At 45.0% G+C, this 14,289-nt stretch carries 11 protein-coding genes; 8 read left to right on the top strand and 3 right to left on the bottom strand.

From position 1 onward, the window contains the following. The first annotated feature begins 5 nt into the window (after window positions 1-5). Window positions 6-650: a GntR family transcriptional regulator gene (locus WH223_RS07550; RefSeq protein ID WP_340046941.1), complete on the top strand. Its 645-nt coding sequence runs from the start codon at window positions 6-8 to the stop codon at window positions 648-650. Between the two features lie 71 nt (window positions 651-721). Here the strand turns inward: WH223_RS07550 and WH223_RS07545 are convergent, their stop codons facing one another. Beyond that, window positions 722-1,543, bottom strand: coding sequence for an SMP-30/gluconolactonase/LRE family protein (locus WH223_RS07545; protein ID WP_340046940.1), 822 nt, complete (start codon window positions 1,541-1,543; stop codon window positions 722-724). 187 nt (window positions 1,544-1,730) lie between these two features. Between WH223_RS07545 and WH223_RS07540 the strand changes: the two genes are divergently transcribed. From WH223_RS07540 to WH223_RS07510, 7 genes are read left to right on the top strand one after another with little or no spacing between them, the layout of a single operon-like run. After that, window positions 1,731-3,053 carry an aspartate aminotransferase family protein gene (locus tag WH223_RS07540; protein ID WP_340046939.1) on the top strand — a complete coding sequence of 441 codons (1,323 nt, stop codon included), beginning with the start codon at window positions 1,731-1,733 and terminating at the stop codon, window positions 3,051-3,053. Window positions 3,054-3,066: 13 nt separating this feature from the next. Next, the gene (gene dgoD / locus WH223_RS07535) at window positions 3,067-4,245 is read left to right on the top strand and encodes a galactonate dehydratase (RefSeq protein WP_340046938.1); all 1,179 of its coding nucleotides are present in this window, start codon (window positions 3,067-3,069) and stop codon (window positions 4,243-4,245) included. 55 nt (window positions 4,246-4,300) lie between these two features. Next, window positions 4,301-5,083, top strand: a complete 783-nt coding sequence (locus WH223_RS07530) for an SDR family NAD(P)-dependent oxidoreductase (RefSeq protein WP_340046937.1) — start codon at window positions 4,301-4,303, stop codon at window positions 5,081-5,083. 5 nt (window positions 5,084-5,088) lie between these two features. Next, window positions 5,089-6,474: a hypothetical protein gene (locus tag WH223_RS07525; protein ID WP_340046936.1), complete on the top strand. Its 1,386-nt coding sequence runs from the start codon at window positions 5,089-5,091 to the stop codon at window positions 6,472-6,474. After that, window positions 6,455-8,020: an SLC5 family protein gene (locus WH223_RS07520; RefSeq protein ID WP_340046935.1), complete on the top strand. Its 1,566-nt coding sequence runs from the start codon at window positions 6,455-6,457 to the stop codon at window positions 8,018-8,020. Before WH223_RS07525 ends, WH223_RS07520 begins: the two co-directional genes overlap by 20 nt. Continuing rightward, a complete protein-coding gene (locus WH223_RS07515) occupies window positions 7,948-9,231 on the top strand; it encodes a M20 metallopeptidase family protein (protein WP_340046934.1) in 1,284 nt (427 codons plus the stop codon). The genes WH223_RS07520 and WH223_RS07515 overlap by 73 nt, the downstream gene beginning before the upstream one ends. A gap of 3 nt (window positions 9,232-9,234) precedes the next feature. Further along, window positions 9,235-10,197: a Gfo/Idh/MocA family protein gene (locus WH223_RS07510; RefSeq protein ID WP_340046933.1), complete on the top strand. Its 963-nt coding sequence runs from the start codon at window positions 9,235-9,237 to the stop codon at window positions 10,195-10,197. Between the two features lie 35 nt (window positions 10,198-10,232). On the opposite strand, the gene WH223_RS07505 is transcribed toward WH223_RS07510, so the two are convergent. Then, window positions 10,233-12,803, bottom strand: coding sequence for a phosphatidylglycerol lysyltransferase domain-containing protein (locus WH223_RS07505; RefSeq protein WP_340046932.1), 2,571 nt, complete (start codon window positions 12,801-12,803; stop codon window positions 10,233-10,235). A 5-nt stretch (window positions 12,804-12,808) separates the two neighbouring features. Then, window positions 12,809-14,215: an AcvB/VirJ family lysyl-phosphatidylglycerol hydrolase gene (locus WH223_RS07500; protein ID WP_340046931.1), complete on the bottom strand. Its 1,407-nt coding sequence runs from the start codon at window positions 14,213-14,215 to the stop codon at window positions 12,809-12,811. Window positions 14,216-14,289 lie beyond the last annotated feature (74 nt).

Below are 14,289 nucleotides of genomic sequence, written 5' to 3'. Positions count from 1 at the left end.
ACAAAATGAAAGAAGATTCACTGTCCTATAAAGTATATTTAGAGGTTCGTAAGAAAATCCTTTCCAATCAATTGGTTGGTGGTGCGCGATTAGTAGAGAGCCAATGGGCAGATAAAATGAGCGTTAGTCGTGTTGCCGTTCGGGAAGCTTTTATGCGTCTTGCTGGTGAAAACTTAGTCGATTTTGGCGAAAAAGGAGGGAGCTTCGTAAAGAAAATGACCTCTGATGATGTGCATGAGATTCGTGAACTTCGTGAGCTTTTGGAAGTAGGTGCCTTGAAGTTGATCTTTGAAAAAAGAAATGACACACTAATTGATGACCTTGAGCAACTGTGTAAGGATTTTGAAATCATGGTTGATAAAGGGTACTTTGGTGGAGCTTGTGAAGCGGACATCCGTTTTCATGAAAGGCTAATCGAGGGGGCTGGAAATCAGCGCTTATTGAATATTTATAAAAATAGCAATATTCCACTTTTTCATATGAAGATTGATTCTATGCTTAATGATCTGGACGATTATGTACTCACCAAAGAAGAGCACGCCCAGATTTTAGATGGGATTAAAAGTGGTAATTATGAAAAGTCGTTGAAGGCGCTTACGGCGCATTTAGATCGTGGTGAGAAAGAGGTGCTATCCCTTGTCTTTGACTAAAGACTACGTACATTACGAAAATCGTTATACATAAAAGAGGCTTTCTGCAATGCGCAGAAAGCCTCTTTATTTTAGCTTAAAATTCCACGATAGGAGCTCTGCCTATGCCATAGCTTTCCGTTCTCAGCTTCCGTGATAACAAGTCCTAGTTTTCCTGTAGGGTCAAATGCACAGTTGGTAGGATTTTGGCCTTCCAATCTAATTTCTTCTACTAAGCTGTAGGTTTTATTGTATACATTTATTTTTCCCTCGCCATATACCGCAATATATAGGTTCTCGTCTTCATCAAAGGCTATTCCGTCAGGGCCAACGGCACCTCCTGTCGTTATAACGGCCTTTGTATTTTTCCAAGTTAAGCCTGTGGCATCCCAATCTCCACACCATATTTTTGTGCTTCCTGTTTCAGCAATATAAAGTTTTTTGCCATCTGCACTGAAGGCTAGGCCATTGGGATAGTTCATGTCTTTAGCTAAGATAGATACGCTTCCAGCAGGCGTTAGGCAGCATATATAGCCATCAAATTTATGCAGGGCATTTCCTGAGCAGGTGAATATCAGGTTGCCTTTTGTATCGAAAGCAAGGTCATTGGGGTGGTTTAAGGGTTTGTTATCTAGCTTATCTACGATAGTCTCGGCGCTGTGGTTGCTCGATGTAAAACGGCATATACTGTTGTTTCCTGCATCACAATACCAGATATTATCCTGCCTGTCTAGGGCGAGTCCATTTGGCTGACCGCCAACAAAATGTCGGATTGTCTTCCCTTCTTTATAGTGTACTAAATTGCCTGCTTCCTTCTCGACAAGCCAGATGCTTCCATCTTTTAAGCATAGTGGGCCTTCCGGAAAAGCGAGGTCGGTTATGAGCTGCTGAACAGCCAAACTATTCTTTCGCATATTTTTTTTAGATTTATTATAAAAGTATACAAAAATATACTAATTTAGTTTACAATTAAAACGACCGTTACTGTAATTATCAATAAACCTAATATAGTCTACATTTAAAAAACAAAAGCGGAATGCGCACCTTAATGGAAGGCATCCGCCCGGTGACTAAAAATACATAAACATAAATTAATAAACTATGACATCATGGGAACAATCCGCCAGTGTTTTGGCGGAGAATGAAAACTGGATACCTGGAGGCATTGTATCGTTGAATAGAAAGTCGGATCCTAATATTTGTTTCGTCCGTGGAAATGGTAGCCGTGTTACTGACCTAGAAGGAAATGAGTATATCGATTATCAGGCAGGTTTTGCGGCTTCTTTCTTAGGGCATAATGACCCCGATATTAATGCTGCTGTGCAGCAAACGCTCCAACAAAATCAGTTGTTGATGGGAGCAGGCCCTACCTTGTTGGAAGGGGAGTTTGCTAAATTGTTTTGTCAGGCTGTGCCTGCCGTAGATAGTATACAAATCACTACGACAGGCTCTGAGGCGACTTACCATGCTATTCGTATTGCACGTGCTGCAACCAAACGTGAACACATTATTGTGATGCAAGGTGGCTATAACGGCTGGCACAATGATGTTGCGTGCAACGTTATCAGTGCATTAAAAGATATAGGCCCTTACGTTAGTCCGGGTGAGTATCCCTATGATGCAGGGTCTGCAGGGGTGCCTGTAGGGCATAGTAGCCTTGTTCATATTGTTAATTATAATGACCTGGAATCTGTAGCTTACGTTGCTAAACGTTATCCTGTAGCCTGTATCGTGCTGGAGCCTATGTTGCAGAATGTCGGTATTGTAAAGCCACTACCGGGCTATTTGGAAGGCTTACGCAAACTGGCCGATGAGCTCGGTTTCTTATTAATTTTTGATGAGGTGAAAACTGGATTTCGCCATGCTTTGGGCGGTTATCAGTCTATTGCAGGTGTTGAGGCCGATTTATCGACCTATGGCAAGGCACTAGCTAATGGCTATCCGGTGGGTGTGATTGGTGGTAAGAAAAAATATATGGATTACTTCGTTAATCCTGTAAAAGAAAATAGAGTGATGATTGCGGGTACCTACAATGCGTTTCCATTGACGACCAGCGCAGCTATTGCGACGTTGAAAAAATTGGCCGATCCAAAGGTTGATGTATATGGACATGTATACAAATTAGGGGCTATTTTAGAAGACGGTTTAAAGGATATTTTTTCTAAATTAGGCCGACCGTTTTATGTTGCACGACAAGGATCGGCACTTTGCACCTATTTTATGGATCACCAGCCTATTCATTTTCATGATATTCTGGAACACCATGACTTTGATTTTGATACGAAGTATCGTAGAAAGCTAATTGAGAAAGGGATTTTCAACTTCCCAGCAGCAATTAAGCAAGGAAGTATATCTTTTGCGCATACCGAAGAAGATATCGCCATTACTTTAGAGAAAACACAAGAAGCGGTCAACGAAATCTAAAATTGATAAACAAATGAAAATTACAGCTATTGAAACCCATGTCTGTCATGCACGCATGCGGAACTGGATTTTTGTGAAGATAATCACGGATCAACCTGGTCTTTGGGGATGGGGAGAAGCAACCTTAGAATGGCATACGCAAAGTGTAGTCGGTGCTATTAAAGATATATCGCAGCTCCTTATTGGGGAAGATCCTCGTCGCATTGAGTACCTCTGGCAGATGATGTATAGACAGCACTTTTGGCATGGTAACGGTATTGTGCGCGGCACAGCGATATCTGGTATTGATATCGCCCTATGGGATATCCTTGGTAAAATTCATAATGTGCCTTGTCATGAGCTTTGGGGTGGTCGTGTGCGTGATTATATCCGCTTGTATTGCCACCTTGGCGGTGGAAAAATGGAAGATTTCTATGAGACGGCACCGAATGATGCTAAGCGCTTTGGAGAGCTGGCAGCACAGGCCGTAGATGAAGGTTTTACCGCATTCAAGTCTATGGCGGTACCAGAGACGATGTCTTTAGAAGGGCTGAAGCCCGTTAAATATGCGGAAGCCTGCGTGCGTGCCATGCGGGATGCAGTGGGGGATGAAATCGATATTATGGTCGATTGTCACGCTCGTCCTTCGCCACGTATGGGGATGCTTTTCGCTAAAGCATTGGAACCTTATGGGCTGTATTTCTTCGAAGAGCCTTGTTGGCCAGAGTCCATGGATGATATTGCTTTAATCCAACGAGCCGTACAAACACCGATTGCATCTGGCGAGCGCCTAGTGGGGGTTCATGCTTTTCGTGATATGCTCGAAAAGAGAGCCGTCAGCGTTATACAGCCTGATATTACCCACTGTGGTGGCTTGAGTGAAGCGCGCAAAATTGCCGCTCTAGCAGACGCCTACCGCGTGTCGATGGCGCCTCACAACCCGCAAGGACCAGTGAGTACTGCTGCCTCTATCGAGCTTGGCTTCGCTACACCTTCTTATATAATCTGTGAAAGTGTGCATAGTGATGTTCCTTGGCGTGAGGAGGTTGTGTCTGAAGGCTTCACTGTACAGAAAGAGGGACGTATCGTCTTGCCAAATAGCCGACCAGGACTTGGGATTGAGATCAACGAAGAGGTCGTGAAGAAGCATCCTTTTCAACAAGAAGTGCTACAACGTACTTTTTATAAAGATGGAAGTATTGGCGATTGGTAGTCGTTAAAAAAAGCAAATTAGGAGGGACGATTGGTAGTCGTTAAGGACCATATAAATGATGAATAAAGAGAGTCAAATGTTTACGAAACAGGTCGTGCTCATTACTGGAGCACTTGGTGATATTGGTTTATGTATTGCACAACAATTTGTGGCTGCGGGAGCGACAGTAGCGCTTTCCGACCGCTATACCGACGAGGAGGCCGTAGCAAAACTGCATAAGGCGGACTTTGCGCTGGATACTTATCGTTATCAGCAGGTGGATGTCACGGATTATGTCGCTGTACAAAATTGGATAGATACGGTGGTCAATGAGTTTGGTGCTCTACATATTGTGGTGGCCAACGCAGCAACTGTCACCTTAAAAGGGTACCAAGAGCTTACTGCGCAGGATTGGTCGAAAGAGTTACGCGTCAATGTCGATGGTTCCTTTTTCGTAGCCAACTATGCGGCAAACTATTTCGTAAAACAGGGGATTCGTGGCAATGTCATCTTTATGGGGAGCTGGGCTGCCCATGCGGTTCATCAAAACTTACCTGCCTACAGCGTTTCCAAAGCTGCCATTCGTATGCTTTGCCAATCTATGGCACTGGAGTTTGCTCCATATGGGATTCGTGTAAATGAATTGGCGCCTGGATTTGTAAATGCAGGACTCAGCAAAGTCGTTTGGTCTGAAAATCCAGGTCAAATCGAAGAGGCACGCCTAAAGGTACCCGTTCAGGCGATTATCGAAGCCGATGAAGTCGCCGAGCAGGTGCTTTGGATTTGTAACCCGAATAACCGACACCTCACAGGGAGCACCTTGCTGATGGATGGCGGTCTTTCCTTAGTCAGAAAGTAGCCGTTATGACCATGTTAGTAAACCATCAAGCAGCTTCGCAGGCCTATTACGGTGTTGCAGAGCAGGATATTACACCTCCATTAGCTATTTATGCGCGCAATTGGGGGGCAGCGGCTTTTGATCAGGCGCAGGCCTTACATCGTCCGATGATGATGCAAGGTCTCGTTACCTGTAACGAGGATGGCCAATTGATGCAGGTCATGCTGACAGCCGATCTCGGCTGGTGGAAGAACAGTCAAGATGAGCTTTCCCTGCGTACGCGTCTTTTAGAAACCTTCGGTTTGGAATCTTCCCAGCTTTTATTTTGTCTTTCGCATACCCATGCGGGACCGAGTATCTGTTCAAAAGATGCTGATAAGCCCGGAGGTGAATTTATTGCTCCATACCTTGATTTTCTATTTGAAACGGCCAAAGCTATTATTTATAAGGCGCAAGCTAATCGAATGCAGGCTTGCTTGGTATGGACGTATGGACGATGTGACCTAGCTACAAAGCGGGATCTTCAAATCAACGAGGAATTTTTAATAGGCTATGACCCTTTCGCTGCCGCGGATGATACCTTAGTTGTCGGTTTACTACGCTCGCGTGAAGGAATAGCCCTCGCTGTTATCGTGAACTATGCCTGCCATCCAACAACTTTTGCGCATGAAAATACCTTGCTATCGCCCGATTTTATCGGTGCTATGCGTGAAGTTATTCAAGATGCATGGGCGGTGCCTTCACTTTTCCTGCAAGGGGCTTCTGGAGATTTAGCACCCATGGAACAGTATGTTGCCGACCCACGTATTGTGGATAGTCATGGTCGTAAGCTTGGCTATGCCGTATTGGCGGCTATGGAGGGCCTCCGGGATGCCGGTCGAGACTTGGCCTTTAGCGGGGCGCTAGCTTCTGGTGCACCGCTTGCTTTATGGAAGGAGCAAGCTACTCCCGTAGCTGAACATCTTTTTACGGGCGATTTTACCGTTGATGTTCCCTACAAGCAGCTGCCTTCGGTAGCGCTTATCGAGCAGGAGCATGCTGCCGCGACAGACCGCGTGCTGAAAGATCGCCTATGGCGAAAGCTTAACACGCGTTTGGTGATTGGCGACCAGCAGGAGGCGAAACTTCCGCTATGGATCTGGCAAATGGGGGAAGCCATTCTTGTGGCGCAGCCTAATGAAACTTATTCCGATTTCCAACTGGAATTGCGTAAAGCTTTTCCAAATACCATTATCATGGTGGTCAACATTGCCAATGGCTATGTGGGCTATCTACCGCCTGCCGCCTTGTATGAAAATGATATGTATGCCGTTTGGCAAACTCCTTTTGCAGCAGGCGCATTAGAGAAATTGACTGAAACCAGCATAGCGCTAATCGCTAAACACTGTACTTATGAAACTCGAACTTATTGATATAGCGATTTTCGTGGTTTACATCCTAGGGATAGTCTTCCTCGGTTTGTATGCCGCACGAAAAGGAGCACGCTCCAAAAGGGATTATTTCCTAGCGGGCGATAAATTGCCTTGGTGGATGATTGGGGGCAGTATTATTGCGGCCAACATCAGTAGTCACCATCTTGTGGGTGCGATGGGCGCAGCCTACAGCCGTGGTTTTGTCGCTATTACGCTCGAGTGGGGCGCCATCTTGATAGGCTTTAACGCCTTGCTATGGGTGTTTTTGCCCTTTTACCTGCGTAATGGTTTCTATACCATTCCTGAATATTTGCAGCGTCGTTTCGGGGGAGCCACACGGGCGCTCTATGCTGTGCTCATCTTGCTGACCTACGTATTTGTAGAAATCGGTGCCGTATTGTTTCTGGGGGCACTTTCATTACATGCTCTGTTCGGTGTGCCTATCTTGTATAGTATCATCGGATTGGCTATCATAACGGGTATTTATACCGTTCTTGGCGGACTTAAAGCCGTGATATGGACGGAAATGGTGCAGCTTGTCGTTTTAGTAATGGGCGGTATCGTATTGACATTCGCCACCGTAAAGGCAGCAGGCGGCTTTGAGTCTGTCGTTGAGTCATCCAAAAATTGGCAAATGTTTTACCCAGCATCCGATCCTGATTTTCCTTGGACGATGTATCTTGGTGGACTGCTTTGTATTAGCGTCTTTTACTGTGCTACAAATCAGTTTATTGTACAGCGTGTATTGGCCGCAAAAAATGAATGGCATGGACGCATGGGCGTAATTTTTGGTGACTTTCTGAAGTTTTTGGTTCCTTTAATTATTACCATTCCTGCTTTAGTCGCTCCTGTTTTTATCCCGCATCTCGATAAGCCCGATTTATTATTCGCTACTTTGGTAGAAACCTTATTGCCGAAAGGCTTAGTGGGTTTGGTAATGGCGGGTTTAATATCAGCGATTATGTCGCATATATCAGGGGCGATAAACTCCTGTACAACCATCTTAACGGTGGATATCTATCAGGAACATATCAATAAAAATGCTACAGATAAACAGGCTATACGTTTCGGTAAATGGTCTGGCGTGTTTATTATCACAGTAGGGATTTTAAGCTCTATCTTATTAATCGGCTATTCCGATAAACCGGTTTTTTTATACCTTATGAACCTATACGGCTTGTTTACACCGGGGATTGCAACAATGTTCTTAATGGGAATCTTTTGGAAACGTACAACAGCCAAAGGGGCTTTGACGGCTGGTTTAATCACTATTCCGCTATCTATCCTTCTTGAATTTGTCTTCCCAGAGATGCCTTTCTTCAACCGAACAGGTATTGTGTTTTGGACCTGTATGCTTGCTTGTTTTGTGGTTAGCTTACTGACCAAGCCTGCTACTGCAGGGCAACTGGAGGGCCTTATTTGGGATAAAGAAAGTCTAAAGCTTCCCGAAGGGGAACGTAAGCAATACCGTGGATGGAAAAATCCAACCTTGTATTGGGTCTTAATTACGGCAATGGTTTTGTACTTTTATGTAAGATATTTCTAGTGATGCTAAAAGAACAGATAAATCAGTTGGTGGCGCAGGCCTTTGAAGAAGTCGTTAATCTACGTCGGCATTTGCATGCCCACCCCGAGCTATCCTTTCATGAATATGAGACGGCCCGTTTTATTCAAGATACCTTAAAGGACTGGGGCATTTCTTCTCAGCCGATGGCTGGAACGGGTGTTTTGGTCGTGCTTAAAGGTACCAAAGGGGAGAGCGCTACCTGTATCGCCCTACGGGCGGATATCGATGCGCTACCGATACAGGAGCAGAGCGATTTGCCTTTCTCCTCCACAAAAGAAGGCATCATGCATGCCTGTGGGCATGATTTCCATACGGCGAATCTGCTTGGTGTATGTAGAATTTTACATGACCTAAAGGCGGAGTTTGCGGGGACGGTGCTCTTTCTATTTCAGCCGGCGGAGGAAAAAATACCCGGCGGAGCGTTGACGGTCTTGGCCGACCCTGTTTTAATTCCTTATCTTGACCGTATAGAAGCCGTGCTAGGCCTGCATGTAAGCCCCAAAATACCAAGTGGAAAGCTCGCTGTTTGTCCGGGTAAGTTTATGGCCTCGAGTGATGAATTTTATATTCAAATAAAAGGTAAAGGTGGGCATGCGGCCGAGCCGCAGTTGGGTATCGACCCCGTGATGATTACCGCGCAGCTTTTGACGACGCTACAACAAGTGGTTAGTCGTTATGCAGACCCTAAAGTGCCATCTGTACTTAGTTTTGGTCGCGTTATTGCAAATGGAGCAGCCAATGTTATTCCCGATGAAGTTTCTATTGCGGGCACTTTTCGTACCGTAGACGAGGCTTGGCGACAAAAGGCGCTTACGCGCATTGAAGATACGATACAAGGGATTCCGGCTATTTTTGGAGCCGAAGTTGCGTTAGAAGTGCGTCGTGGTTATCCATTTCTGCACAATAATGAGCAGCTTGCGGAACGTTTTATCACGGTCGTCGCCAATGCGGAAGGGCCGGATAGTATCGAACGTACAACACTATGGATGGCGGCAGAAGATTTTGCCTATTATTCGCAACGTTTCCCTTCGCTTTTCTACCTTGTAGGTATTTACAATGAAGCTAAAAATTGTGTTTCTGGTTTACATACGTCAACTTTCCGTGTGGATGAAGATGCTTTTACAATAGCGATGCGCAGCCTATTGAATGGTGTATTTGATTTGTTAGCTAAAGATACCGTAACCATATAATTAATGATGGATAGACGTCAATTTATACGAACAAGTGTACCCTTGGGAATCTTAGCGCTGTCGGCGTCCTCTTTATTGGCGTCCACCACTAAAGGACGACGTATCGGTATTGTGGGCCTCGATAGTTCGCATGCTGCAGCTTTCACGAAGACACTCTATGCGCAGCGTGATACGGACATTTACCTCGGTTATCAGGTGGTAGCTGCTTTTCCATATGTGGAAACACCAATTGCTGCCAACAAAGCACGTATCGCTAAGTTCCAGGAAGAGGTCGAGCGCTGTGATGTGAAAATTGTCACCTCGATTGCTGAGCTTCTTGCTACTGTAGATTATGTTATGGTGCTCACGAACGATGGAAATACACGGCTCGCACAAGTGGAAGAGGTGATGAAGGCTGGAAAACCGGTGTTTATAGATAAGCCCATTGCGGCGTCCTATTCGCAAGCAGAGCAGGTCTTTGCCTTGGCAAAACGCCATGCTACGCCTTTCTTTAGTAGCAGCTCTTTACGTTTTCAAACGGATATTCAAGCACTTGATACGTCCTTGGTTCGTGGGGTAGACCTCTATACGCCCGCTACAACGGAGCCTAGTCATAGTTTACTCTATTGGTATGGCATTCATGGTGTCGAGATGCTCTATGCACTCATGGGAACAGGCTGCTTGCAGGTGCAATGCCAATCTTCGCCTACGGACGAGCTTATTGTCGCCACCTGGAAAGATGGTCGGCAGGCCTCCTTGCGCGCGATAACGACAGGTGCTGCTGATTTTGGAGGCGTTGTTTTCACCGAAGAGAAGCTTATTAACCTACAGAAATTTCAAGGCTACACCAATTTACTAGCCGCCATTGTACAGTTTTTTGAGACGAATATTGTTCCTTTTGACGCGGCGCAAACTCTAGAAATATGCCGTTTTATGGATGCTGTAGCCGCTAGCAAAAAGCGTAAAGGAAAGCTTATCAAGCTTTAGTTATTCTTTAATAAGCTTTCTTAATTGTTTATAAATTAGACTTTCATGATTTTTGATAAAACCAGCGGTAACGAAGCTAAATCATAATGGTTTTCATAGATTAGATATTTCGTTTGCCAGTCTGGATTGAACTTATCCTTAAACTCAAATAGCCCTTGGTAATGTCTAAATTGACGCAGACGTTCATAGGCAAATTTCATGGTCCACTCCGGGAAACCACTCGGACGGTCGATGCCTGCCATCGCCGCTAAACCCATGTTTAAGCTTGTTTTATCTTGGTTGCGCAATTCATCCATCAGCGCAATAATTAAGGCATCCATAGTGCCTGATGGGGCATCTGCGGGCTTACGTATTAAATCGTAGCTTCCTTCATGTGGCGCATAGTCGGGAATGATATTCAAGAATCCGACAATCTTTTCGTCGTCGTTCTCTACCGTTATAATCGTTTGCTGCTTGAGCTCTTCCCAATTAAACATCCCAGAGGAAAAGAGTATTTCCTTACGGTCCATAGATTGCAACCAGTCGTCAGAAACATGCTTTAGCTTCTGCAATAGTCCATCTTTGATTGGTGCCGGGTGGCAGACGGTTTTAAATCCTTTTTTGTTCAACGCATTCAGCGCATTACGTAATGACTTACGGTCTTTTCCTTCAAGCGTAAAGGTGGATAGGTCGACAATGGCTTCTTCACCTAGTGGCATCGCTTTCTTACCGAGCTCCTGGAAGTAGGAAAGGCGGTCTTCCGCTATTTTATAGTAAGCTGTTTTTAAGCCATTATTTAGGCAGAACGCTTCGAATTCCTTCAACATGCCATTGATGGCTTCTTCATCGTCGCTACAAACAGGTTCTCCTAAAGCTACAGCAAAACCTTGTGCCGTTTTATAAGCTATAAATCCGTCGGTAGACTCACCAAAGAAATAGGCTTTATCTGGATATACCTTAAAGTAGTCATCGGCCGAACGGCCATATTTCGTTAATAGCTCCAAGGCTCTTTCGCGATCTTCCTCTTCGGGCTTACCATGGAATACCAAAGGCTTTATAAATACATAAACCAATAACGCCATAGAAAGGCCTCCCAGCACGTTGATAGAGCTGATAAAGCCTCTAGCAAATTTGGTATGGGGCTCCGGATCAGGGTCGAGCAAAGCAAAACTCCGTACCGTGCTTTTGATGGATGCCGATAAAGAGAAGTCTACACCAAATTCACGTTTGTCCAAGAAGTAAAAGCCTATGATTCCATAGACGAGCACGGCCAGCAGCACATAGATAGCTGTTCGCGTACCAAAGGTCTGTAGACGTATATCTCCTTTGATACGGTAGTTGCTGCGCGTGTACAAAAGCACTAACAACGTAACGAAGGCTAAAATTGCTTCTTCATAGTCGAAGCCTTTAAACATATTCCCGAATAGGGATAGACTACTCAAAAGAATAGCAATCCACCATGCATTCCGTAGTCCGCGGATTAAAAAGGCTGCACAGCATACTAATAATATCCCGGTGAGTAACACGGCAATATTTGAGAAGTGTATCAAATCTAAGGGGAGGAGTCGCTCGATGAAATGAAGGCGTGACACCAATGGCGGTGTAAGTACAGACATGATGTTGACCACACCTAATACGGCGAGCAGTACACCCGGTAGAAAGCGTAAAATAATATTTCCTCGCATAAAGAAGAAGGCGCCTATGCCCGCAACTAGTGGTAACCAGAATTCGAAAACGCGGTATAAAATCGTCACAGAAAAAGCATCTACCTTGGCAATACCGTAGGATTGCAGGACGTAAACTAAAGATAGCTCTACCGCGCCTAAACCCCTTAAAAAAGGAGAGATAGCGAAAAATAAAGTCGCTGTAATATATCCTGCGGCACTTACTTCCAAACTAGGCTCAACGCCTAATGCTAACATCGCGATATATAAATGGGCGATACCACAAACCTCAACGCCTATGGAGGCTAAAAGGGTGAGTAGCATCTTAGGCAGTGAAAACTTCCCGGCGCTGATTTCTTCCGCTAATGGTTCTACCTGCGGACTTATGCGGTAAAGCATACGATATACCCATCCGCGCTTTAAAAAGGAACGCATAGCGATGATGAGCAGCCCTACAAGGACTGAAATGCTGAGCAAGGCTGTCCACGTGTCGGCTGAAGCTCCTTTGACTAGTGCTAAGTAGATGATAACAGGAACCGCTACCAAAGCTAAGGAGGCAAAACCAGCTACACCAAATATATAAGAAGCAAAGCCAATCTTGCTTTTGCTGACTCCTTTACGCTCAATCTCCTCAGAGAAAAACACAAGGGAGGTGATGCCTCCTCCGGGGAGGAATACGCTCACGAGGTTTCTTTTTAGGAATAGGCGTGTCGCTTCTCCCAATGTGACGCTACTATGGACACTGCGGAAAGCAAAGATGTACATATACGCCTGTAGGAGTATATAGGCAATGGTGAGTAGCAAGCCTATGCCTACATATATCAGATTGGCGTCGCGCAGCACGACACGAGCCTGCTGTATTTCACCGTGCTGCTTGCGTAAGAAATAAATAGCAAGTAATAAGAATAGAAAACCTAGAATCTCTTTGAAGTAGTAGTTATTAGCTTTTAAATGAGGTATCATATTGCCTATTGGGTGTTTAATATCGTATGAACAAGTGCGTTGTAGTCGTTGTTGTAATGGTGTCCTCCAGGTAATACTTCTACTTGTGTGCCTGATTGTTTAAAGGTTTGTGTGAGCTCTTTATCTTCGGTATCTCCAAAAATGCAAAGCTTTTTCAAGCCTGTAGTACGTTTTAGCTCAGCTATCACGTCGTAAGGCTGATCTCGGCTACCGAAGCTAAGCATGTCGGCAACATGGATTTCGAAATCACCCTTCTTATCAGGGGATAGTAGGATTAAATCTTTTACTGCGCTCTTGGTGCTAGCCGGCAGTTTGTTGTGTATAAAAGGAAGAACACAAGCACCGAATGAAAAGCCCATCAACGAAATTGAAACAGATGGGTCATTCTTGATGAAATGTGCTAAGATTTGGTTGATCGCATTGGCTGCTTCTTCTGGCTTTTTCTCCTTCCAGAAGTATTTCTGCGCATCAAGACCGATAACCGTCACATCTTTCTTGGTGAAGGCCGTGGCTAGCCCTTGGTCAAAACTTGTCCATCCGCCATCGCCCGAAATCATAAAAAGTAGCTTGTGGCTGTCTGGATTTTGTGCTGGATATACCTTTATCGGCATCGTTGTCTGTACCGTTGGTGGTAGGTGGTGGCCTGTCTCAAGGTGGTCTACAGGAGTTTTAAGCTCGTCATAGGCAATTTTAAACTGAGGTAGCCAATTGTCGGCAATGGAAAAACCGTGACCTACTTTTGGTAAACTCACCAGCTGTGCCTGCTTCATGCCTTTGAAGAAGCTCAAAGCCGTCTTATAGTCACTCGACTGGTCAATCATACCGTTTAGCGCAATCAACGGTGCTGGAAGCTCCGCAACAGGGTTCATGAAATATCCTTTCTTACCTTTCACGGTATGGTAGGTTAAGCCACTTCCTGCACATAAAGAGGCTGGAAGCTCAATATCGGGCGCAAAGCCTAAGGAGATGCCGCCACGGAAGGTGCCTGCTGGCGCTTGTGCTAGCATCGCATATATTAAGGTTGCCCCATAGGAGTAACCCGCTAAAATGGGCTTGTGGTAGTCCGTGAAATGATACTTCTTTTGTAGCATCATGCTCAGTTGCTCGAAATCTGCCGCAGGATATAGGCATCCTGTTTTTTGATGAGCTAAGTTCGCTCGGTATTGCTTGGAATCGATGCCGACTACCAAGGCACCTTGCTCGGCTAGAAAGCGCGCCATGTTCACCACACCATATTCCCAGCCACCATCGCCCGATACAAAGAGAACAAGATTGTTTGCTGCAATGGGAGGTTGGTAGATGGTTAGTTTTCCGAAACGACCATAGCTAAGGGCTTCCTGTGCAAAACTGCAGCAGGTAAAAAAGGTGATTGCAAGAGCTAAGGTTAATTTGTGAATTTTAGCTATTCTCATGGGGCAATGCTTTATAGTACGAATATAGTAAATTCTACCATGCATAAGCTGTGCCAAAATATTTGTTAATCAAG

Source organism: Sphingobacterium sp. MYb382 (assembly GCF_037572665.1).
In the GTDB taxonomy this organism is placed as follows: domain Bacteria; phylum Bacteroidota; class Bacteroidia; order Sphingobacteriales; family Sphingobacteriaceae; genus Sphingobacterium.
The sequence above is the reverse complement of the archived record's forward strand: the minus strand, read 5'-3'. Positions and strand labels throughout refer to the sequence as shown.